25 protein-coding genes are annotated in these 23237 nt (G+C 48.1%); 9 read left to right on the forward strand and 16 right to left on the reverse strand.

Annotated elements, in window-relative coordinates; genetic code table 11:
• Positions 1-2: 2 nt before the first annotated feature.
• Entirely contained in the window at positions 3-641 is a 639-nt protein-coding gene (locus J4760_RS10370; protein ID WP_237605638.1) for a YczE/YyaS/YitT family protein, read from the reverse strand.
• A 147-nt stretch (positions 642-788) separates the two neighbouring features.
• On the opposite strand from J4760_RS10370, the gene J4760_RS10375 reads away from it, so the two are divergent.
• Positions 789-1217: a hypothetical protein gene (locus tag J4760_RS10375; protein WP_145287938.1), complete on the forward strand. Its 429-nt coding sequence runs from the start codon at positions 789-791 to the stop codon at positions 1215-1217.
• Positions 1218-1278: 61 nt separating this feature from the next.
• Here J4760_RS10375 and J4760_RS10380 read toward each other — a convergent pair whose 3' ends face one another.
• The gene (locus J4760_RS10380) at positions 1279-1956 is read right to left on the reverse strand and encodes a phosphotransferase (RefSeq protein ID WP_237605639.1); all 678 of its coding nucleotides are present in this window, start codon (positions 1954-1956) and stop codon (positions 1279-1281) included.
• 118 nt (positions 1957-2074) lie between these two features.
• On the opposite strand from J4760_RS10380, the gene J4760_RS10385 reads away from it, so the two are divergent.
• From J4760_RS10385 to J4760_RS10400, 4 genes are read left to right on the forward strand one after another with little or no spacing between them, the layout of a single operon-like run.
• Entirely contained in the window at positions 2075-2245 is a 171-nt protein-coding gene (locus J4760_RS10385; protein WP_237605640.1) for an SE1832 family protein, read from the forward strand.
• A gap of 12 nt (positions 2246-2257) precedes the next feature.
• Positions 2258-3409: an MFS transporter gene (locus tag J4760_RS10390; RefSeq protein ID WP_237605641.1), complete on the forward strand. Its 1152-nt coding sequence runs from the start codon at positions 2258-2260 to the stop codon at positions 3407-3409.
• On the forward strand, positions 3406-3720 hold the full coding sequence (gene mspA, locus J4760_RS10395) for a membrane stabilizing protein MspA (RefSeq protein ID WP_237605642.1): 315 nt from the start codon (positions 3406-3408) through the stop codon (positions 3718-3720). The genes J4760_RS10390 and mspA overlap by 4 nt, the downstream gene beginning before the upstream one ends.
• Before the next feature lie 19 nt (positions 3721-3739).
• Positions 3740-4015: a hypothetical protein gene (locus J4760_RS10400; RefSeq protein WP_145287920.1), complete on the forward strand. Its 276-nt coding sequence runs from the start codon at positions 3740-3742 to the stop codon at positions 4013-4015.
• A 202-nt stretch (positions 4016-4217) separates the two neighbouring features.
• Here J4760_RS10400 and J4760_RS10405 read toward each other — a convergent pair whose 3' ends face one another.
• Positions 4218-5486, reverse strand: a complete 1269-nt coding sequence (locus J4760_RS10405) for a lipid II:glycine glycyltransferase FemX (protein ID WP_237605643.1) — start codon at positions 5484-5486, stop codon at positions 4218-4220.
• 57 nt (positions 5487-5543) lie between these two features.
• Between J4760_RS10405 and J4760_RS10410 the strand changes: the two genes are divergently transcribed.
• A complete protein-coding gene (locus J4760_RS10410) occupies positions 5544-5789 on the forward strand; it encodes a hypothetical protein (RefSeq protein ID WP_145287915.1) in 246 nt (81 codons plus the stop codon).
• On the opposite strand, the gene J4760_RS10415 is transcribed toward J4760_RS10410, so the two are convergent.
• The 12 genes from J4760_RS10415 to J4760_RS10470 all read right to left on the reverse strand — a co-directional run bounded on the left by J4760_RS10415 (position 5774) and on the right by J4760_RS10470 (position 17667).
• A complete protein-coding gene (locus tag J4760_RS10415; RefSeq protein ID WP_237605644.1) occupies positions 5774-6460 on the reverse strand; it encodes a VOC family protein in 687 nt (228 codons plus the stop codon). The genes J4760_RS10410 and J4760_RS10415 overlap by 16 nt on opposite strands.
• Before the next feature lie 93 nt (positions 6461-6553).
• On the reverse strand, positions 6554-7717 hold the full coding sequence (locus tag J4760_RS10420; protein WP_145287905.1) for an ABC transporter ATP-binding protein: 1164 nt from the start codon (positions 7715-7717) through the stop codon (positions 6554-6556).
• Positions 7718-7731: 14 nt separating this feature from the next.
• Positions 7732-8700 carry a sugar phosphate isomerase/epimerase family protein gene (locus J4760_RS10425; protein ID WP_237605645.1) on the reverse strand — a complete coding sequence of 323 codons (969 nt, stop codon included), beginning with the start codon at positions 8698-8700 and terminating at the stop codon, positions 7732-7734.
• Between the two features lie 11 nt (positions 8701-8711).
• On the reverse strand, positions 8712-9743 hold the full coding sequence (locus J4760_RS10430; protein WP_145287903.1) for a Gfo/Idh/MocA family protein: 1032 nt from the start codon (positions 9741-9743) through the stop codon (positions 8712-8714).
• 9 nt (positions 9744-9752) lie between these two features.
• Positions 9753-10784 carry a Gfo/Idh/MocA family protein gene (locus tag J4760_RS10435; RefSeq protein WP_237605767.1) on the reverse strand — a complete coding sequence of 344 codons (1032 nt, stop codon included), beginning with the start codon at positions 10782-10784 and terminating at the stop codon, positions 9753-9755.
• Entirely contained in the window at positions 10778-11494 is a 717-nt protein-coding gene (locus tag J4760_RS10440) for a ThuA domain-containing protein (protein ID WP_237605646.1), read from the reverse strand. The genes J4760_RS10435 and J4760_RS10440 overlap by 7 nt, the downstream gene beginning before the upstream one ends.
• A complete protein-coding gene (locus tag J4760_RS10445; RefSeq protein ID WP_237605647.1) occupies positions 11491-12510 on the reverse strand; it encodes a LacI family DNA-binding transcriptional regulator in 1020 nt (339 codons plus the stop codon). Before J4760_RS10445 ends, J4760_RS10440 begins: the two co-directional genes overlap by 4 nt.
• A 19-nt stretch (positions 12511-12529) precedes the next feature.
• Positions 12530-13351: a carbohydrate ABC transporter permease gene (locus J4760_RS10450; RefSeq protein ID WP_145287899.1), complete on the reverse strand. Its 822-nt coding sequence runs from the start codon at positions 13349-13351 to the stop codon at positions 12530-12532.
• Complete coding sequence (locus J4760_RS10455; RefSeq protein ID WP_145287896.1) at positions 13351-14217, reverse strand: carbohydrate ABC transporter permease; 867 nt, start codon at positions 14215-14217, stop codon at positions 13351-13353. The genes J4760_RS10450 and J4760_RS10455 overlap by 1 nt, the downstream gene beginning before the upstream one ends.
• 57 nt (positions 14218-14274) lie before the next feature.
• Positions 14275-15579, reverse strand: coding sequence for an ABC transporter substrate-binding protein (locus J4760_RS10460; RefSeq protein ID WP_237605648.1), 1305 nt, complete (start codon positions 15577-15579; stop codon positions 14275-14277).
• A 214-nt stretch (positions 15580-15793) separates the two neighbouring features.
• The gene (locus tag J4760_RS10465; protein ID WP_237605649.1) at positions 15794-16840 is read right to left on the reverse strand and encodes a GTPase domain-containing protein; all 1047 of its coding nucleotides are present in this window, start codon (positions 16838-16840) and stop codon (positions 15794-15796) included.
• A complete protein-coding gene (locus J4760_RS10470) occupies positions 16837-17667 on the reverse strand; it encodes a DUF368 domain-containing protein (RefSeq protein WP_237605650.1) in 831 nt (276 codons plus the stop codon). Before J4760_RS10470 ends, J4760_RS10465 begins: the two co-directional genes overlap by 4 nt.
• A gap of 160 nt (positions 17668-17827) precedes the next feature.
• Here J4760_RS10470 and J4760_RS13325 point away from each other — a divergent pair, with 160 nt between their 5' ends.
• The 3 genes from J4760_RS13325 to serA all read left to right on the forward strand — a co-directional run bounded on the left by J4760_RS13325 (position 17828) and on the right by serA (position 21749).
• Complete coding sequence (locus J4760_RS13325; RefSeq protein ID WP_237605651.1) at positions 17828-18904, forward strand: AAA family ATPase; 1077 nt, start codon at positions 17828-17830, stop codon at positions 18902-18904.
• Between the two features lie 117 nt (positions 18905-19021).
• Complete coding sequence (locus J4760_RS10480) at positions 19022-20164, forward strand: pyridoxal-phosphate-dependent aminotransferase family protein (RefSeq protein WP_237605652.1); 1143 nt, start codon at positions 19022-19024, stop codon at positions 20162-20164.
• Complete coding sequence (gene serA, locus J4760_RS10485; protein ID WP_237605653.1) at positions 20157-21749, forward strand: phosphoglycerate dehydrogenase; 1593 nt, start codon at positions 20157-20159, stop codon at positions 21747-21749. The genes J4760_RS10480 and serA overlap by 8 nt, the downstream gene beginning before the upstream one ends.
• Before the next feature lie 18 nt (positions 21750-21767).
• Here the strand turns inward: serA and J4760_RS10490 are convergent, their stop codons facing one another.
• The gene (locus J4760_RS10490) at positions 21768-22877 is read right to left on the reverse strand and encodes an HAD family hydrolase (RefSeq protein WP_237605654.1); all 1110 of its coding nucleotides are present in this window, start codon (positions 22875-22877) and stop codon (positions 21768-21770) included.
• Positions 22878-23237: the final 360 nt, after the last annotated feature.

Here is a 23237-nt window from a genome sequence, read left to right on the forward strand (position 1 = left end):
TACTATATTATCTTGATGATTTCCTTATCTTCCCCACCGAGAAATCCGACGAGCAGACGGCGAGTGAGGGGCAGCCATATTTCGATAAGTTTACCCAGAGACAGAATGATGATGAGCGTACCGATGAATACCGGTCCGCCAAGCAGGAATCCTGCCACAGCAGCACCCAGCTCCATGATATTCCTTGCCATCGATATTTTCAATCCGAACTTTTCAACCAGCAGCAGCATCAGTGTATCCCGCGGTCCGGCTCCAAGATTCGGAGTGATATAGAAGGCGACGCCAAAAGCCATGACAAAAAGGCCGATTGCAAAAACGATGATATGCTGGGACCAGCCTTCAAATTCCGGGATAAGCCAGTTGAATACATCAATGAACAGTCCGACCGCCACCATATTGATGTATACTCCTGCTTTAGGAAGACGGCGGGTAAAGATAGTAGTGACCAGAACGATGGAGGCACCGGCAATGATCGCCCAGCTTCCGATTGTCAGACCAAAGGTCTGCCACAGGCCATAGTGCAGCACGTCCCATGAACCCAGACCGAGAAGCCGCCCTTTGATGGTCAGTGATATGCCAAGTGCAAGTATGATCAGTCCTATTACGTAGAACAGCCAGCGTTTTGCTACATTGCTCGACATGTGACACCTCCTCGACTTTATTATCTAAATCAGTTTACGCCCATGTGATGAAAAACGCAATATCATTCGAGAACACTTCCGAAACGTTTGAAGCATTCAGCGTGCGGGAAAATTATAATAATTGAATAATGAACGGGAGGAAAAACTATGAAAAATAAATATATGATGGCAGGTATCCTCCTTTCGGCATCACTTGCGATGACCGCATGTGGAGAGGGTGAAGTGAGCGAAGACACATCCGAGATGCCGGAAGCGGATGAAGTTGTAGAGGAGAATCCAGTCAACACTTCAGAGGAAGGAACTACGGAAGAGCCTGCTGAATCCAGTGAAGAGGCAACCACGGAATCTTCAGACGGCAGCGAAGATACATCCGAAATGCCTGAAGTGGACGAAGTAGTGGAAGAGAACCCGACCAGCACCTCAGAGGAAGGAACTACGGAAGAGCCCGCTGAATCCAGTGAAGAGGCAACCACGGAATCTTCAGGAGGAAGTGACGATACTTCAGAAATGCCGGAAGTAGATGAGGTTGTGGAAGAGAATCCGAGCAGTGATTCGGAGGAAGGGACAAGCGAATAGATTGCTGTAGTAAAAACTGAGAGCGACCGAAAAAAGGCGCGACCCGTCGGGTCGCGCCTTTTTATACTTCCACAGCCTGTATGAATTGGGCCAGCTTCCCTGCATCGAGGTGATTCTTAATACGGTATCCTTCGTGGAAGTGTCCCACATACTGGTTGCCCAGTACATTTCTTATATCAAGTGTCATGGCTGCAAGATCGAAGTACCGGTCTCTTACGCCCACATTTCCAAGATCCACACTGCCGGTGATATAGTTCTCATTGATAATGACATTGGAAAGGGTGAAGTCTCCGTGGGTGAAGACCGGATCTGTATGGATATCATCTTCCGAATATATGAATGGGCATTTATCGATGTTCTGCCTATGCAGGAAGCTCAAGTATCTTCCGATCTGACGCATGGTGGAAATAATCACTTCCGGCTGCTGCCGCTGCAGAAATGCTGCTGCATCAATACCCGGAAGCGCCAGATAAAACATCCACGCTCCATTTTCCTCATATAAAGTAACCGGTTTCGGTACACCTCCCACCCCATTCATTTCCATCCATAGCAGTCTTTTGTATTCCCTGCGGGTCCTTCTTGGATCATCGCCATAGGATTTTGCCACCAGTGGTTCCTTCGGCTGGTACATGTTGGGCGGGTCTTCGCCTCCATATTCAAGCAGGTGGATCTGTGCATCGGAACTTCCCTCGAGCGATGTCCAGTCATAGTATTCCTCATATATCTCAAAAGTGTGCATGCAAGTCCCTCCAGTCACTATCATTCTACTTCAATTATCGTTAGAATGTCATCAGTGTTTCCCCTAATATCAATTGCATTATGATATGATACAACTATAATTCAAGGTGGTGAAAGTAATGGATTTGAACTATAGACTCGAGGAACTTAAAAATGAGTATATACGGATTCAGGGCGATCTGGAAAAGCTGGAATCCACCGGCAACAGTACATCAAAAATGGAAGAGCGCCTTGTTCAGATAGAGACGGAGATTGCACAGATAAAAAAGGAAATCAGAAATAATCAATAGGAAGTGCCTACCATGAAAAAAATGATCCTGTTCATTATGATCATACAATTTCTCATATATTTCGGCTTCAGCATGATCATCCCCGTCATCCCGGAGCTTGTTACCGAGCTCGGTGTATCCACAATGCACATGGGCTGGCTGCTGGCTGTCTACTCCATTGCCAGCTTCCTCTCGGCACCTTTCTTCGGTAGACTGAGCGACCGTTATGGACGTCGTCCGATTCTGCTGTACGGTCTATTGGCATTCAGCTTCAGCTTTCTCCTGTTCGGCATGTTCATCGACGTCCTGTGGGTACTTTATCTGAGCCGGCTGATTGGGGGCGCCGCTTCGGGCGCACTCTACACGGCAACTACCAGCATGGTGGCCGATCTGACCACACGGGAAGAGCGGACACGGTTCATGGGACTCATCGGAATGTCCATCGGTCTCGGTTTCATTTTCGGACCAGGGATAGGCGGCCTGCTCACCCAGATCAGTCTGAGCTTCGCATACTACATGACCACCCTTGTCATCGTCGGTGCACTGCTGTTCAGCATGTTCAAAATCAAGGAGACCTATCGTCCCGGGAATCGGGCCGGCAAGGAGATTACACTGCCAAGCGAGTACTTCCTGAAACCCGTCGGCATCCTGCTCATCTGTACGTTCTTTGTCATGTTCACCATGAGTGGCATGGAAAGCACATTCCAGCTGCTCGGCATCGATCGGATCGATATTACACCTGCCCAGATGGGCGCACTGTTTGTAGTAGGTGGCATATTCAATGCTGCAGTCCAGGGTGGATTCATCGGCCGTCTTAAAGATGGCCAGGAGTATCCTGTCATGCTTGCCGGCCAGATTCTGACTTTGACCGCCTTCATTCTGCTGCCGTTCATGTCGAGTCTGCTATACGCAGGGGTGTGCATCGTTCTCCTCATGACAGGAAATGCGCTCGTCAAAACGCTGCTCACTTCCCAGATCACCAAAGAGGCACACAGCGATGAAATGGGACGCATGACCGCCACTACATACTCCCTGGACAGTCTGGGGAGAATTTTCGGACCGGTCGTCTTCAATATACTGTTCGTCCTGACTTCGGGACTGCCCTTCCTGTTCGGAGCAGCTGCAACGCTGCTGTCCACCTACTTCATTTTCCAATACTTCAGGAAAAGGAGGAATTTCTCATGATTCTGACCATACTTATGCTGCTTCTGTATCTGGTTATCGGGGCAGCAACCATACTTTTTGTAAGAAACCGGACACTCGATATTTTAAGGCTCATCGCCGGTATCGCATTCATGCTGATAATGACGGCCACTGCCCTCAATGCCCAGAACCCGGATGGCGTACTTGTATTTGCACTCGCCGTCTGCCTGTTCCTATCAGTTGAAATCACCGGCTTCAAGGAAGCTAAAGGGGACCGTTCGCGTCTATTCATGATACACGCCTTCACACTCATGATCTCCGCCGTCCTCATCATCATGCTGCTGACGCAGTAACAGGGAAAGAGGTGGAAACTTGAGACGCGTCATACTGATTCTGCTCATCCTCATGCAAATCATGTTCTTTATAAACTACATCATCAATGATGGTGTCATATTCTTCAATATATACGTATGGGCGCTGCTGAGCCTGATTTCACTTACAGCGGGCTGGAGGGCAACAAACTCCGAACCGAACCTTTATGAAAACAGCAATATCCATCTTGCACTGTCCATCACGCTGCTGCTCATGTCGATAATGTCTCTGATCTTCATACTGCTCATCATCATTACACGGCCCTATTTCCTATAGCCGGTCAAAAAGAGGGGCTGGGACATAAATATCTTCATCACAAATAATCCGTACGCTAGCTTTCCTGGGGCATCGCGTAAGCCTGTAGTCTTACGCTGATGCTATTTCCCAAGGAGTCGAACGTACGGATTATATTTATATTTCATGACATGCATCATCTGATCGAAACTTTTGTCCCAGCTCCTCTTTTATAATACATGGCTTATCGTCGGTCTTTGATGGATTTCAAGGTCTGGTTGAGCTTCACCTTGCCTTTTTGGAATATCGGCACACCCATTTCAGCCAATGTATACAATGGCCGATGGATGATATAGTCGAACTCTCCAACCTTTTCGCTCACTTCTGTTCCCCACATCTTCTTGAACTGCCATAGCCCGAAATGCGGCGAGTCTTTCGGTGGCGCTGCACTGACACCACCGAAATCATATGTCTTCGCGCCATTATCGCGCGCATATTTCATCATTTCATACTGCATGTGGTGATTCGGAAGATACTCCCTGTAGAGGTCAGAAGAGGCGCCGTACAGGTAATAGGACTTATGTCCGGACTGGGCAAGCAGTGCGCCCGACAGGATGACACCTTCAGGATGATCCTTCTTCAGCTCGTCGGTTTCCTGCTGCTGCTTTTCGAGCTTCTGCTTTCTGTTGCCGATATCCCGGAGCTGATTCTCCTTTTTAGTGCCTTCCTTCTTCTTCTCAGCCTTTGCCAGCTCTTTGTGCACCTTCTGCAGATCTTCTTCAATCGCTGCAGCAGCCTTCTCCGGAATCAGCTTCACCAGAAACAGTTCCATATGTCCGTTATCATGGAGATTATCATAGAGAGATTCAAAGTAGGTGATGTCCCTCGTCAGGAAACCATCCCGCTGTCCGGTCTCCTTCATGAGCTTGACAAATGTCGGCAGATCTCCACGCGACGCCCTATAGACCTCCGTACCCCGGCGGAGTGCATTGCGGACTGTGGTCCGGTTATTTCGATCATAACTCTGAAGCAGGTCCTCGTCGCTTTTATCGATCGCAGCCACCATTGTCTGGCGAGGCTGTATATTGTCCTTGCTCATGCCATCTTTCAGACCACGATGTCTGAAGCCGATCGACTTGAGATATTCTATCGTATCAGGATGTGCTTCAAGAGGCAGATCCGGATCTATCTTGATGGCATACGCCTTCTCATCCCTGGCAATCTGCAATGCTTCATCCAGCATGAAATCCACTAGTTCCCGATTCTTATAGTCGCATACGAATCCTCTCGATATGTAGCATAGCGTATGTTGAAGTCTTGGCACCCTTTTGAAGAGCAGAAGCCCGACGCCAAGCACTTCCCCGCCATCATCACCAACCGCCAGACGCCTCGAGTACCAACCGGTAAGACGCTTGGATCCCGCCCAGTCGGTCAGCTGCAGCAGATCGCCATGCGGATGGCTCTCTACAAATTGATCATGTTCATCTTCTGTCAGGTTCAACAATTTAAGCATATTGGTCTCCATTCAAATAAAATCTGATATAATTGTCTCATGAAAGGTGGTCCTATCATGAGACAAGGTATTTTGATCTTTCTTCTGCTTATCAATATCGTCAGCATAATACAGCTCGGACAATATGAGAGCGGTGAACTTATTGCCCTGATGAGCGTCAGAATAATCCTCAGCGTCATCACCATCATGTTGAGCATAGCTTATATACTCGTCAGAGGTTCAAAGTCTCTGATCATTCTCAGTGTCATCACAGCACTTTCAGCCTTCATCCAACTCGCTCTGATCGTCTATATAAACTTGTAGACAGCACCTTTGTATATGACCGGCTCTCCATCCATTTCCACTTCCAGAGTGATGGATGGAGTTTTATTTTCAGAAAGGGTGATGGTGGTGTGCGGATCAACTTCGCCTTCCCATATGCCGATGACATCAAAAAAGGCTTCCCATACCTTTCTGCTCCGAACTTCGTGATGGATATTCATCTGTGGGCTCAAAAGATCCCCTCTCAGCTGCCTGATCCGGGCCAGCCGCTGCATTTTGGATTCTTCCCACTGGATGAAGAACGGAAATATTTCCGAATCATCTTCAATATAGAGGAGCTTCCAGCGGATGGTTTCCGTCCCCGCTTTGCGCTCCATATCCACTGGACCAATCGGTGTGAAGCCCTGTGCACGATATCGATCCGCCAATTGGTGAATTTCATCCGTAGCAAGAGCATAGCGGATGAATCCCTCCTCATACCCCATTACATCAATGGTTCTGGCAAATGAATCCACCGACTCCTGCAGATGCTGATTGAAGATCGCCTCGTCATAGATGCCCAGATATTCGATGTATCTCAGGTCAAAATACGACAGCAGGTTCTCCGTACCCAGTCGTTCGTGCCGCCCTCCGGAATGGATGGGCAATACACCTTCCGCCTCCACTGTATCCAGCTGTTTTACATAATGTATGATGTGATCGAATTCCACCATGCCGTTCACCTCTTTTTTACTATATCATAATACCATGCAACAATACCGAAAACCAAAAAATGCAGCCTGCCCTATAGGGACAGGCTGCTCGCTCTATGATTTGATGACGTCTGGTGCATCCTGCTCGAGTCTTTCCTGTTCTCGCATGCGCTCTTCTCTTGTGACGATCCGCTTTTCCGTTTCGCTGTCGAAGAAATGCCCTTTGTTCATATCGAATGCAAATTTTATGACGTCTCCCGGATCCAGCTGGTTCCGTGCATCCACCCGGGAAATGAATTCCTGCCCTTCAAGCTCGGAATACAGCATGATTTCGGAACCGAGCAGTTCACTTACTTTCACCTCTGCATTGAATGCTGAAGCGAGTTCCGACTCGACAAAAACGGCTTCTTCCCGAACGTCTTCGGGACGGATGCCGAATTTGATCGGCTGATTGTCATAGCCCTGGTTGATCAGCATCCGACGTTTTGCTTCAGGAATTTTCATAGTGGAATCGCCAATGACCAGTTCTCCATTTTTGATTTCTCCATTAAAAACATTCATCGCAGGTGCACCGATGAACTGGGCAACGAAAACATTCTCAGGAAAATCATAGACTTCCTTCGGTGTACCGACCTGCATTATATCACCCTTGTTGAGTATGACAATGCGTGTCGCCATGGTCAGTGCTTCCGTCTGGTCATGCGTAACGTAGACCGTCGTGGTTTTCAGACGCTTGTGCAGCTTGGTAATTTCCGCACGCATCTGGACCCTCAATTTGGCATCCAGGTTCGACAGCGGCTCATCCATAAGAAAGACGCCTGCATCCCTGACGATGGCACGGCCAAGTGCCACACGCTGCCGCTGGCCACCGGATAGCGCTTTCGGCTTACGGTTCAGAAAGTCTGTCAGCCCCAGAATTTCCGCTGCGTTTTCAACACGCTGTTTTATTTCCCGTTTTGGCGTCTTCCGCAGCTTCAGACCAAATGCCATGTTGTCATATACACTCATATGCGGATAGAGTGCATAGTTCTGGAATACCATAGCGATGTCCCTGTTCTTCGGCTCCACATCATTCATCTTCTTGTCATCGATATAGAAAGCACCATCTGTAATCTCCTCAAGTCCTGCAATCATCCGCAGCGTCGTCGACTTGCCGCACCCGGAGGGGCCGACCAGCACGATGAATTCACCATCATGGATTTCAAGATTGAAGTCATGTACAACTGTCGGACCGTTATCATATTTCTTCTTTATATGTTCAAGCTTTAATTCTGCCATCCCCACTCACTCCTTTAAGCCCACCACATATCAGTCGGCTTTTCTCTGATTATAACATTCTGCAAAGTCTTTACAGCAGTCTGGAAGCCCTCTTCGATGGACATCAGTCCATCTTCATGTTCAATGGATACAACATAGTCGTAATCGTAGGTTCTGAGCGCACTCATCATGTTCGCCCACTCCTCGATGCCATGCCCGAGCCCTACACTTCTGAATGTCCAGCTTCTGTCTCTGATATTGCCGTATGGATTCATATCCAGATATCCATGCATATTCAGATTATCGGTGTCGATATAAGTATCTTTGGCGTGGAAATGATGAATGGCATTTTCACGTCCCAGAATTTTTATTGCCGCTACAGGATCAATGCCCTGCCACCACAAGTGGCTCGGATCAAGATTTGCACCGATATATTCATTTGTCGCTTTTCTCAATTCCAGCATTGTATGTGGAGAATGGATAAGGAAACCGCCATGAAGTTCCAGGCCGATTTTGACATCGTGTGCTTTCGCCACATCTGCGATATCCTTCCAGTATGGAATGAGCCTGTTTTCCCACTGCCATTCCTTGATCTGGGAGTATTCCTCAGGCCATGGTGTCACCGGCCAGTTGACGGCTGTATCGGTCGCGTTGCCTGCTGGTGTACCACTGAACGTATTGACGACCGGTACATCCAGAAGATCGGCGAGTTCAATCGTTTTACGCAAAACCGTGTCCGATTCCTCACGCAGGGACGGGTCCGGGGAAATCGGATTGCCGTGACAGCTGAAGGCACTGATGATCAGGCCACGAGATGCGAACTTATCAATATATGCGTGTCTTGCCGTTTCCGATTCAAGCAGTTCATCAAGATTACAGTGCCTGCTGCCAGGATAGACACCTGTGCCGATTTCGACTCCATCCAGACCGGATGCTTTGACGTAATCCAGCATTTCTTCGAGTTCCATGTTCTGGAATAATGGATTGAATACTCCGAGTTTCATCTATTTGCCTCCTAAAGTCTGATACTGCGCTGTTCCTTCGAGCTCAAGTAGATTGCTTCGATTATTTTTGATACTTCTTTTGCCTCCGTGGACTTCACTGTCAGCGGTGTATTGTACTTGATGGCGGAAATGAAGTTCTCAGCCTGCAGCCGGCTGTAGGTCTCGTCCACTTTTATATAGTCGATGCGCATTGTCGTCATAAGATCCTCATCCGCCTGGTTGACCTTCATATCAAATACATCGAGACCCGCTTTTGCGCCTGAAATACTGATATGATTTTCATCTTCCGGGATATTTGCCGCCCAGCTTGTTTCAAACAGCATGGACGCCCCATTATTGAAGCGGATGAATGCACTGACATGGTCCTCCACTTCGAATGCATCACGATTGAACTGGCCCCATTCGTTGACTGTATTCGAACGGCTGAGATGGTTGTACGTCGCGCTCGATACTTCCACCGGTTTTACTTCACCCATCAGATACATTGCCAGATCGAGCAGGTGGCATCCATAATCGATCAGCGCACCACCACCTTGAAGCTCCTGATTGATGAACACACCCCAGCCGGGTACTTTTCGGCGCCTGAGCCCCTTGACCCGAACAACCAATGGTTCACCGATTGTTCCACGTTCAATCACTTTTTTGGCCGCAATCGCTTCCTTCATGAAGCGGTAGTGATAGGCGATGTGCAGTTTCACACCATTCTCCTCTTCGGCTTCAATCATCGCGTTGCATTCCTCTGTCGTCATCGCCATCGGCTTCTCGCAAAGCACATGCTTGCCGTGGTTCATGGCATCAATGGCGATGGGGGCGTGATATTTGTTCGGCGTGGAGACAACCACCGCATCCACGTAGGGATACATATCTTCAATTTCGGAAAACACTTCAGGGATGCCAAGTTCATTGGCCACCTTCATCGCGCGCTCCTGATTGATGTCCTGGACCGCCATGATCTCCACTTCGTCAAAAGTTCTGAAAGTGGGGATATGGCGACCGGTCGCTATTCCACCGACACCTATGAAACCTAGTCTGATTTTGGACATTTGCAACACCTATTCTTCAGTAATGATCTTATTTGTTCTATCCGATTCGAAAGCATTCAGTATGATTTCGACGGATTTTTTTGCGTCCTCCGCCGTTACAGGGACACGCTCGTCTTTGACAAGCGCATCGATGAACGCTTCCATAACAAAGGATTTCTTGCTCTGCCCTTCGTCGTCATTCGTCTGGATGCCGCCATAGTTTTCGCGGACCACTTCTCCTGTACTGCTGGTGAAAATAAACGAATGTTCCGGGTCATCGAGAAGATTGAGCACACCCTTGTCGCCATATATGACCGTCGAATTGTCCTCTTCCCCGTAGAACGCCCAGCTCGCCTGCAGCGTACCAATTACATTCGACTCTGTACGCAGGATGCATACCGCATTATCATCCACATCGGAGAATTCCTTTGCTTCCTTTGAAATGAACCCGCCGACATCGACGACCTCTTCATCGAGAATGTAACGGATCAGGTCCGCCTTGTGCACACCGAGATCACCCATGGCACCCATTACTGCCTGATCTTTTTTGAAGAACCAGCTGTCCTTCCCGTCGACACTCCAGCCTTCCGGGCCACCATGACCAAAAGCTGTTCGGAAAGAGTAGATTCTACCGAGTCTGCCTTCGGCTATATAGTCACGTGCCACCTGATGCTCCTTGATCAGCCGCTGGTTATGGCCGACCATCAGCTGCTTGCCTGATTTCTTTTCGGCCTCGATCATACGGTCCATCTCGTCCAGAGTGATACCCATCGGTTTCTCGCACAGTACATGCTTGCCCGCTTCAAGCGCTGCAATTGAAATTTCTGCATGCTTATAGTTCGGTGTACAGACACTGACTGCTTCTACGGACTCATCAGCCAACAGCTCGGTGTAATCCTCGTAGACTTTTCCCCCGTAGATTTCCTGCTGGGCTTCAGCGCGTTCTTTCACCAGATCGCAGAATGCGACCAGTTCCACATTTTCGAGTTTGCTATATTCGGCAATATGACGTTTGACTCCAATGCTGCCGCATCCGATAATACCAACCTTGATCATTATGATTTCTCCTTTATCTGTTCCAATGGTTCGTGGTTTCCGTAGAAATGCTTCTTGCCGCGGCCACTGCCTACCCAGTCGACACCATTTCTGATGACTGTCTGGACGTTTGCATCGTAGTATGTCGGATGGGTTTCATGTCCCGGGCGGAAGTAGAAGATCTTGCCGTTTCCACGCTTGAATGTACATGCACTTCTGAAGACTTCGCCGCCTTCGAACCAGCTGAGCATGATCAGTTCATCCGGAACCGGGATATCGAAGTGCTCGCCGTACATCTCTTCCTGCGGCAGCTCGAAATATTCTCCGAGTCCGTCCACAATCGGATGTGTTGGATCCACGACCCACAGACGCTCCTTCTCCTGTGCCTCGCGCCACTTGAGATCGCATGACGTCCCCATGAGCAGTTTGAATGGTTTTGAAAAGTGTGCGGAATGGAGAACGACCAGTCCCATGCCATCCCATACACGCTGCTGTACCTTCTCGGCGATCTCATCAGATACTTCATCATGGGCCTTATGGCCCCACCAGATGAGCACATCCGTATCATCCAGCACTTCGTCGGTCAGACCATGCTCAGGCTCGTCGAGTGTCGCAGTCGTCACTTCATGCCCCTCGAGGAAGCTTGCAATCTGGGCGTGGATGCCTTCCGGATATATATTGCCTACCTCTTCATTTTCCTTCTCGTGTCTGTATTCGTTCCAAACCGTCACTTTCATTCATCTTCCTCCTTATGTGTGGATTGCCGCTCTATGATGCGTGTCGGCACTGTGATGTCCTTCTTCGGCCTGTCCGGATTCCTTACCAGTGTGATGATCTCCTTGCCCGCTTCCCTGCCCAGCTCCTGCGGAAAAATATCCACTGTTGTCTGAGGAGGAGAAGCAAGCTTGGTCAGCAGCGAATCACTGAAAGTTGCGGTCGCAACATCTTCCGGAATGCGGATTCCCAACTGATAGAGATGGGAAATGATTCTGGAGTTCAGCACCCCATCCAAAGTCAGCAGGGCGTGCGGCCGGCTGCTGCTGAAAAGAGAGTCCAGCATGCGTCGGATTGAACCGTCTTCATTTTCACATTTGATTACACTGCCCGTTCCGGGCAGAGCAGATGCATCCATAGCTATTTCAAATCCTTTTATCCTGTCCTTCGCAACTGCGAAAATATCATTATCGACAACCATTACAATTTCACTATACCCTTTTTTGAGCAATAATTCAGTGATTGCAAATGCCGCCTGTACATTATCATTATCCACATAGGCTGCTTCACAGTTTTTAAATATATTTTTCCCTATGACCACGTAGGGAAAACGTGCTGCATGAAGGAAATCCGCTATCGGATCGTCTGCTTTGGAATAAAGAAGGATGAAACCGTCGACCTGTCTGGAACTGATCAGTTCTTTCACTTCCGCCAGCAGGTTCACATCGTCTGCTGCAGAAGTAGTGAGCGTGGAGAAGCCGTTTTCCTTGCACGTTTCGGAAACTCCAAGATTCACTTCAGAATAGAATGGATTGAGGTTCACCTCATGCATACCACTTTTGATGACCAGACCGATTGTATTCGCCTGGTTCGTCACCAGGTTCCGCGCCGAAATATTGGGCGCGTACCCGACCTCCTCCATTATTCTTCTGACTCTCTTTTTTGTAGTACTGCTGATGCCATCATGATCCTTCATCACTCTGGAAACAGTGGAAGGAGAAACCCCTGCAATCTTCGCTACATCTTTTATCGTCACCATTTTAAAATAACCCTCCCGGCTACTTCACTGCGCCATCCGATACCCCTTTGATGATATGCTTCTGAGCAATAAAGTAGCCGATGATGACGGGGATGATGGATATCGTCAGACCTGCAAGTGCAAGTGTCCACTGCTTTGTGTACTGTCCGAAGAATAGGAACAGTTTGAGCGGGATTGTTTCATCCCCCTGTCCAAGCACCAGACTCGGCAGTAGGAAATCGTTCCATATCCAGATGACATTCAGGATTGCCACTGTGATGCCGATCGGTCTCAAAAGTGGGAAGATGACATGCCAGAAAGTCTGCCATTTGGTTGCCCCGTCGATCTTCGCCGCTTCATCGAGAGAAATCGGTATGTTTTTCAGTGCACCATGATAGAGGAAAAGTGAAAGCCCCGAGCCGAAGCCGATATACATGAAGATCAGACCCCACTTGTTCAGACTCTGAAGCTCACTGAAAATCTTGACCAGCGGAATCATCACCGACTGGAATGGTATCAGCATGCTTGCTACAAAAAGGAAGAAGATCACTCCACTGACTTTGCTCTTGTTTCTTGATAGCGCATAGGCTGCCATAGCCGAAAAGAATACGATGCAGATGATGCTGAGTGAAGTGATCAGGAACGAATTGAAGAATGTTCTAAGAAAATCAAGCTCATTAAAGGCCTCCACAAAGTTCTGTACAATAGGTTCGCTCGGCGGTGCAAGTGTGTTTTCAAACAACTCCCTTTTCGTTTTGAAGGCATTGGCCAGCATAATATAGAAAGGGGAGAGCCACAGAAGTGCGAGCAGGATACCGATGATTTCGAGAACAACACGACCGGTCGTCTTTTTCTTCTTCATTACAGCTCCACCTCTTTTTTCTTATTATAATAGACCTGCGTGAGACTGAGGAGGGCAACAATGATGAAGAATATGACGGCCTTGGCCTGGGCAAGCCCCATGGTGTTCATGGCAAATGCCGTATCTACGATATCCATCGCAATCATTTTCGTCGTACCTCCAGGTCCGCCTCCTGTAAGAGAAAGGTTCTGGTCGTATATCTTGAATGCACCGGACAGCGTCAGGAACATGCTTACTGTAAACGCAGGAGCCACCAGCGGCATTACGACATTCTTCAATTTCTGCATATAACTTGCTCCGTCCATATCCGCTGCCTCAAGGAGTTCATCAGGTATGCTCTGCAGATAGGCGATATAGATGATCATGATATATCCGGCCATCTGCCACACATGCAGGATCACAAGTCCCCAGAAGCCCGTCGCCGGAGTTGCCAGCCACCCTTCCAGCATCTCAACCCCGAGTGCCTCGCCTATAGTATTGAAAATGTCCGTAAAGATGAACTGCCAGACAAAACCGAGTATCAGACCACCAATGAGGTTCGGCATGAAAAAGACAGTTCTCAGGAAGTTCTTCGACTTTATGTAGCTGGTCACAATCAGAGCCAGCGAAAAGCCGACGACGTTTATGATGATTACTGTAACAATGGCGTATTTGAAAGTGAACCAGAGTGCCCCGAGAAATGTCGGGTCGGAAAACAAACTCACGTAGTTGCCGAAACCTGTGAATACCGGCGTCTGTGCCATATCCCCGGACCATTCGGTCAAGGAATAGTAGATTCCCCAGACGAATGGGACGACTACAACAATCAAAAGCGCAGCCAGCACTGGGGCGATGAATACCCAGTACATGATATTTTTGGTCTTCATATTAACACCTCATTTAAGAAATAATGGAGCAATGCGATTGCTCCATTATCATCCCTATTATCTATTCTCTTCCCAGTATGCTTTGGAGTTTTCCACGACTTCTTCCCATGTAATGTCTCCGGAGATGTACTGCTGCACATTATTTCCGAATGTTTCTTCAGAGAAGCCGGTTGGATAGCCGAGGAATACCCAGCCGCTTGTATTGCCTTCTTCAGAATACTGGTATATCTCCTGGGACAGCGGATCTGTAATCTGGCTTGCATCATAGCCCTCATATGCCGGAATGAAGTTGAAGTCGTTGATTACTGCTTCCTTGCCTGCATCAGAAGTATACATCCAGTCCAGGAAGTCGACTGCTGCTTCCTGTACATTTTCTTCAGCACCGGAGTTCACGACCCAGTACTGTGGTACACCGACCGGCATTTTGGATTCTCCTGCTACAGGAATCGGAATGATGCCTGAGTTTTCCGCAACTTCAGGTGCGATCTGTTCGATGGATGGATATGCCCAGTTACCCTGCTGGATCATCGCCACTTTCTCCATGGAGTAGAGTGCTTCCACCTGCTGTGAATAGTCGAGACTCAGCACAGGCTGCTCGGAATATTCAACCTGCATATCAATATAGTTTTTAAGCTCTTCGGAAAGTTCAAACTCTACTGTGTCCGATTCAAAAGTTTCCTGGACGCTATTGTTGAACTCAGGTGCGAGGAAAGAACTGCTGGAGTGGTTTCCATAAACCCATCTCTCCTTGCCCGGGAATGCAAAGACAGCTTCTAGTCCAAGCTCTTCCTTCATGCCATCAAGCGTCTCAACTGCCGCCTGCAGATCTTCCATTGTTGTCAGGTCGTCCGGGTTGATACCTGCCTCTTCGAAGATGGACTTATTGTATATCAGCCCATAGCCTTCAAGGTTATATGGCAGACCATAGACCTGATCGTCAACAGTCACTGATTCGAGTGTGCCGTCAAGCGCTGCGTCTGCAGCTTCGGAATCTTCTATAGGTGCGATACGATCCTGGTGGTCTGCATAGTCCTGCGGACCGCCTATGTTGAAAATATCAGGTTCCTCACCAGATGCAATCTTTGATTTCAGAGTCGCACCATAGTCATTACCACCGCCGACAGTTTCCACGTTGATGGATACATTGGGGTTCTCTTCTTCATATTGTGCGACCAGACTCTCAAACTGATCTCTGAACTCCACTTTGAACTGGTAAAGGTCAATGGTCACTGATTCTCCTTCGCTTCCACCTTCCTCGGTCTCATCGGAAACTGCGCCCCCTGCATCGCCACTGTTGCCGCATGCGCCGAGCATCAGAATCAATGTGAAAAGAAAAGCGTAACTCCACTTGAATTTCTCCATTCATACATCCCCCTTTTTATGTAAGCGTTGTCATTCGCTTATAGATATGATTCTATATTCGAAATAATTTGAAGTCAACACTTTTTTGCAAACGATTGCATAAAATTTTTATTGCATTCATGGAAGAAGTAGAAACGGTTCCTGGGCCCTTCTACCCAAAGGGGCGGCCGAGCATGAAAAAAAGCGTTTCAGCTGCTGAGCTGAAACGCTCCTGTCATCGATGATGTTTGATGACTTCACGAGCAAAATCATTCATATCCCCAACGTATTCAAATGTCCCTTTCATCACAGGATAGATATTCTTTATCCCGATTTCTCCAAGTGATGAGGCGATGAAAGTGACTACATTCAGTTTGCGCATCTTGAAGATGGCACTGAATACCGAGGCAAGATGATTGATGTAGTCTCTGGGGTTCTTCATATCCTTGTCCGTGTTTTTCACCCGGTTGATGTATGTTGCTGCTCTCGGAATCTCCTGACCGATTTCGACACCGTCTTGTGCTGTCACCTGGTAATGCGATTCCGTCATCTCCTCGATGGACCGGTAGGCACGACTCAGGATGATGTCCTTGAAGCCTGGTGAAAGCAGCCTCGTTGCGAGTCCATTCATCTTTTTCGTAAGAAATTTTTCAATAAACTGTGCGCTTTGCACCCTTTCTTCAAAGCGTGCATCCTTTTTTTCAAAAATGCGGTCGAGCTGTGCGCGCAGCTCCGCAATGCCCGCGCCCTCTTTGACACTTGTAAAATAGTAGTGGAGCGGCTGGTCAATCTGCTTCTTGAAAGTGACATGCAACTCAGTATCCTTGTCATTCATCAGGATTTCCTGTGACCTTTTCCCTGAAACATCGACAAGCGTATCACTTTTGTTATAGACGAAAGTGATATGGATTCCTTTCTTCGCAAGGTACCTGATGGTCGCCTCATCCGCATCGCGGATTTTTGAGGAAAAGACATACAGTACATGCTTGATATCCGTTTTCGCAATCAGCTTCCTGTACTGTTTTGGTGAATATTCAGTTGTGCCAACACCCGGAAAATCAAGTATTCTGCCCCGTGCGCCATAAGGGTGCTCAGTTACTGTACGTGTGGCATCGGTCTGGGCCGATATATGGGAATCTGCATCTGCAAGCCTGTTCACCAGGGCACTCTTGCCTGCATCCACCTGGCCCAGTACAGCGACACGGTAATCGATTGTCGATTCTACATATTGATGATAGGCCATGATCAGTGGGTGGCGCTCCATATACTCACCTCGATTCATATTGTCTCTTTATTCCGTTTACCCATGAACCAGCTGATGATAAACCCGGCAATCGCAGCCACTGCCGTAAAGAACCAGGACAGGACCGTTTCCGGCAGACCTGGGTAGATGGCAAACACGGAGCCGATTACCAGACCCAGTATGAGCGCATAGGTCAGGTACGTATAGTGCACAAGCATGTACTGGATGATCCGGCTGGCCAGAAGCAGTCCAAGGACGATGCCGGCACCGACAGCGATCAGCACAGGCAGTATTTCCAGATTGAAAGCTTTGAGCTGATTCACGGAATAGATGACAATGCTGTAGGAACCGAGTATCAGCAGTACAAGAGAGCCTGATATGCCAGGCAGCAGCATGGTCATCGAAGCAAGGATGCCGCTGAAGAACATCTTGCCGAGAAGCGGCAGTGTGACTACCAGATCCTCAGGCGGGGTCTCATTTCCTCTGACCAGGCCGAGTGCAAAGAGCATGGTGACTGCGAGAAGCACCAGTATGTAATGCGGGGTGCGAAATTCCACTCTATAGTCGGAAACTCTGAGCATCATAGGGACCACACCAAGCACCAGCCCGATAAAGAACCAGTGGGTAGGGACTGTATGATGATCAAGCAGGTATTCTATCAGCGACGTGAGTGTCAGAATGGCAATGCCCATGCCAATGACCAGTGGCAGCAGGAAAAGGATTGCCTTTTTGTAGTGTTTTGTTACGATTCTGCTGATGGCTCCGAGAAACTCGTCATAGATGCCGAGCAGCAGCGCCATCGTTCCGCTGCTGACACCAGGAATCAGTTCACAGATGCCCATCAGAAAACCTTTGAATATATTCATCCATCTTATCATTCGGTACATACCTCGACTTTTCATTTTATACCATCTGATTGTAGCATATATCCGGCTGATAGTTGCCCATGTCATGCAACCGGATTTGATAAACCGCTTCTATACTGATATAACTGGTTTAACACTTAAATCGTTAGGAGATTGCACTGTGAGAGATCTAGGTATTTACTTCGGCACATTTGCACCTTGTCACGTTGGTCATTTTGAGCAGGTCATCCGTGCGAAACGGGAAAATAGGCATGCGTTCGTCATTGTCAGCGGATATGCGGGGGATCGTGGGAGCAACTATGGCATGATTTTGGACAACCGGGTCAAGGCGATGCGCCAGCTGCTTGGTCCGGACGACAATGTGACCGTCCTGAAGCTCGACGAAACACACATTCCAAGATATCCACATGGTTGGGAACCATGGCTCGAAATGCTTTCAGAAACAATCATGCATGAAAAGGATACGCTTCCTTTTGAAGTCGGAGCATTGACGTTCTATGTCGGAGAGGAGGAATACATTGAACCATTGCAGTATTTCTTCTCCAGAGTATATCCGGACATCGAGACAAAAGTCACCATGGTGGATCGCAAAATACTCGGTATCAGCGGTACGAGCATCCGAGAATCCCCCATACTCAACTGGGATTATGTCATGCGGCCCTTCAGAAGGTTCTTTGTTCAGAACGTTCTGGTCATCGGTGCCCCGGGGACGGGCCGGACATCGATGGTCCAGGATCTCGCCAGACGCTATTCCACCAGCTATTCCACAGAGTACGCAAAAACCTACTGCAAGGAGCAGCGCATTGCAGAAGACGAGCTGGATGTAAGGGACTTCCACGCCATAGGCATCGGCCAGTTTGAGAACAACAGGCATCACATCCACTCACCCGGTACACGAAAAGTCTTCTTCGCCGATACGGATGTCATGACTACCAAGGTCAGCATGAAAATGTATGCCGATGGGGAAGAATTCAACCGGCTCAAATCGGTCTTCGACTATTATATCCATCTGCAGAACTGGTCGCTGATCCTGGTGCTCCCCCCCGAAGCACCCCTTGATGAAACAGTCGCAAATACCGACTACCAGAATACCGTACACCAGATGATCATGGCAGAGCTGGAAGAGCAGAACCTGCTTCATATCACCCATACTCTGGATGGTACATCCTACAGGGACCGTTACCAGGAAGCACATAGGCGCGTTGATGAAATATTGATGGAAGGCAAAGATAACTGATGGAAACGCTTTAAATTGTAATTTTACAACTTAACCGATATTTTTTCCGTGTGTTTATGGAAAATACAGAAAAAACTGATATTATAGTGTACATCTATTCAATGGAGGCCGATACAAATGGAACCTAATCTGCTGCTTACACCTGGACCTACGCCAATTCCCCCGCAAGTGACACACGCCATGTCCGCCGGGATGATCGGGCACCGCTCTTCCGACTTCACTTCCCTGATGGAAGATGTACAATCCAATATCAGAACCCTGTTCGGAACGGACCATTCCGTTGCCATCCTCACCTCCAGTGGAACCAGTGCACTGGAAGCTTCAATGATCAACCTGATTGAGCCGGAAGATGCCATTGTCATCATTGTCAGCGGCGCATTCGGTGACCGTTTCAGAAGTATCGCAAAAACATATCCATATGAAGTACATACGTATGAAGTGCCGTGGGGCGAAGGATTGGATATTGAAGATTTCAAAGCTTTCCTCACCGGCAAAGCGGATATCAAAGCAGTATTCTCCCAAGCCTGTGAAACTTCTACAGCCGTAGTCCATCCGATAAATGAACTGGGGCAGCTGGTAAAAAGCTACAGTCCGGATACCTTGTTCGTAGTGGATGGTGTCAGTGCGGTCGGCGGCATGCAGTTCGACATGGAGGCGGACGCCATCGACTGCCTGGTGACAGGCAGTCAGAAGGCGCTCATGCTGCCGCCAGGACTTGCTTTCGTAGCAATGAATGAAACAGCACGTACACGTGCCGCCAACAACCCACTTTCAAGATTCTATCTGGATATCAACAAGTACTTCGACGCACTTGAAGCACACTCCACACCTTTCACTCCGGCCGTCTCCCTCATACAGGGGCTGGCGCAAGTGCTGTCACTCTACAAGGCGGAAGGGGTGGAGAAAGTATTTGAACGCCACTTGAGCATGCGCAACATGCTCCGAGCCGGACTCGAAGCATTGGACCTCGAGCTCTTTGTGGATGATGCATACGCCTCCCCGACCGTCACGGCTTTCAGATCCGATGAAGCAGAACTTGCACATATTAAAGATGCACTGAAGAAAAAGCATGGCATCACCATTGCCGGCGGACAGAAGCATCTCAAAGGGCAGATACTACGCATTGGACACATGGGCTACATGTTCCCAAAGGACATGCTGACCGTTCTTGCAGCGCTCGAGGCAATTTTAAGCGACTATCGCAATCAGCAGTACTATGGCAAAGCACTGGCTGCTGCACAGGAGGCATATTATGAATAAATTCAAAGTACTTGTTCTGGATCCGATCAGTGAAGATGGCATCAGGGAACTGCTCAATCATCCGAACTATGAGGTGGATATCAATACAGGCCTGACGGAAGCGGAAGTTCTGGAAATTGTAGGGGACTATCATGCACTGATTGTCAGAAGCCAGACGACCATCACCGAGGAAATCATCCAGCGTGCACGGCCACTTAAAGTCATTGCACGCGCAGGCGTTGGTGTCGACAATATCGACATCGATGCTGCGACAAAGTATGGCGTCATTGTAATCAATGCACCGGATGGCAACACGATTTCCGCCACCGAGCATACGCTGGCAATGATGCTGGCACTCACACGCCAGATACCTGCAGCCCACAAGCAGCTGTCGGAAGGTGTATGGGATCGTAAAGCCTACAAAGGGACAGAGATGTACGGAAAGACACTCGGCATCATCGGCGTCGGTAAAATCGGCTTCGGTGTTGCACGCCGCGCCCGGAGTTTCGGTATGAGAATCGTCGCTTTCGACCCCTACCTTTCTGATGAAAAAGCTCAGGAGGCGGACATAGTAAAAATGGAAATTGATGAAATTGCCAGGAATGCGGACTTTGTAACTGTTCACACACCACTGACTCCACAGACAAAAGGCATTGTGGGCAAGGAATTTTTCGATAAGGCAAAACCGGGACTCAAAATTGTCAATGTCGCACGTGGTGGCATCATTGAGGAATCAGCACTGCTTGAAGCACTGGATGCAGGCAAGATCGGTGGCGCTGCGCTCGATGTGTTTGAAAATGAACCTCCGACCAATCAGAAACTTCTCGGCCATCCCCAGATTGTTGTTACACCACACCTTGGCGCATCGACTATTGAGGCACAGGAAAAAGTGGCAGTCAGCGTTTCCCGGGAAATAATCGATATACTTGAAAACAATGTAATCATTCATGCTGTAAATGCCCCGAGGATGAATGAAAACATCAATGAAGAACTTAAGCCCTATATCAATATTGCAACCCACATGGGCAAGGTGGCGATCCAGCTGATGAACCGGCCACCATCCGAGATCAAGCTCAAGTATCACGGAGAACTCGCACTCGATGACACCAGCATTCTGACACGCTCGTTCGTGGCAAACATGCTGAGGCCGCACCTCGGGGAAAACGTCAATATCATCAACGCCCTATACCTGCTGCAGGAGCAGGGCGTAACGTACAAGGTGGAAAAGCAAGGCAAGACACACGGCTATAATAATTATCTGGAAGCGGAACTGATCAATAATGACGAAACACTGACTGTTGGTGCAAGCGTCTTGAACGGCTACGGTGAGCGGATTGTAAAAATAAACGGATTCCAGGTTGATATCAAACCGACGAAGCATCTGCTCTTCATCAATCATGTCGACCGTCCCGGAATCATCGGGGAGATGGGATATACACTGGGCAAGTACAGCATCAACATCGCATCCATGCAGCTCGGACGAAGAGATGAAGGCGGCGAAGCGATGCTTTCCTTGAGGCTCGACCAGACTGTAGGCAAAGAAGCATTGGAAGAACTGATAAAAATCGAGGGCTTCCACCGGGTCAAACAGGTCAATCTTTCATGATGCAAAAAAGCCATCACTTCAAGAGTGATGGCTTTTTAATATGATCTCTTCCACTCCAAGGACAGTGTCGACCATGTGCTCCACGCCCAGAGCTTCGAACCTTGGAATGATTGCATGCCCAGTCAATCCTGTCAGTGTTGCGATGAACTCCGATCCGATCGACTCTGCACAATAGTAGTCGGCTACAGAATCTCCTATGATGAATATCAGATCGTCCGATATGTTGTTCTGATCCACTGCATCTTTGAAGCGATTGACATCATGAGCATACAGGCTCCAGAGATAGCTGTATGGATGGGGTTTCGCAAGCGAGACTTCCACCTCATCCACTGCTTCAGCAGCAAGCACCTCGGAAGCGGTGGATATCCTATTATCACGGAATATATCCGTCAGTCTTTCCTGCTGGAAAGGGATGAGCGTCTCCTGTCTCGGCCGGCCGGTAGCAACACCAATTTCAACACCCGCCTCAAGCAGCCGGTTCAGCATGCCTCTGATATCCTCGGGGTCCACAATCCACTCTTCATCATGAATAAAACCCGGCTTGTCCGCCTCCTCAGGTTCAATACCTGTGGATGTCTTTACATCTCTGCTGCCCAGGTACCATTCCTGGTATTTGTACTGCCCTATTCTCCATATCGGTCCTGACATCTCAAACGCTTGAGCGTCCTCGATGCCAAGGTTCCTTCTGGCATACGCCATGAGTGCATCATAGATGGTATCTTTAGTATAGTCGTCCGCTTTCAGGAAATCGACGACTTTGGCATAGTTCGCCTTCTGCAGGCCAAGCATTTCTCCGACACTATGAATGTCAGCGATATCCACATTTTCAACATTGAGCTTTGCATCTTTCATCAACTCGATATATACAATTGAAAATGTAACAAAAAGCATATCCCAGTTTGAATTCAAACCCATCTGTTTGAACCGGTCGAGCACCTCATCATTGCTGAATGTTTCAGCTCTTATTTCATTTATTTCCTTATCGCTGTAATCGGTGCGGAACTGATATGTATCCAGATTCAAATATCTCGGACTATACAGAAGCTCATGCACTGCCAGTGCAGATACATCAAAACATCTTTCCTCACTCAGAAAAACACCATCCACATCAAATAGTACGACCGTCACTATCTTGTCCTCCCCATCCATATTAAATTATAATCTTAATTTTCTCATATCATATGGCGAATGTCGATGACGCTTTATATGAATAAAATTCTATTGAAATACTATGAATTTCAAATAGTAATTTTACACTATTTATATATTGAATCATGCACGTCAGAGGACAAATCGAGACAAAATTACAAAACCATCGAGAAAACGTTTTACCTCAAATATATAATTTTAACCCGGGTTAATTTTTTTATTCTGGTGCATTTTGATAAGTTTAGCACTATAATGTAAGTCGTAATATGAATGGTTAATATTGCGTAAAGATCATTAATATAATGTTAAGGTATTCATTACCTAGGTGGAGGAATATTT

The organism is Salinicoccus sp. ID82-1, from assembly GCF_021991715.1.
Classification (GTDB): Bacteria; Bacillota; Bacilli; order Staphylococcales; family Salinicoccaceae; genus Salinicoccus; species Salinicoccus cyprini.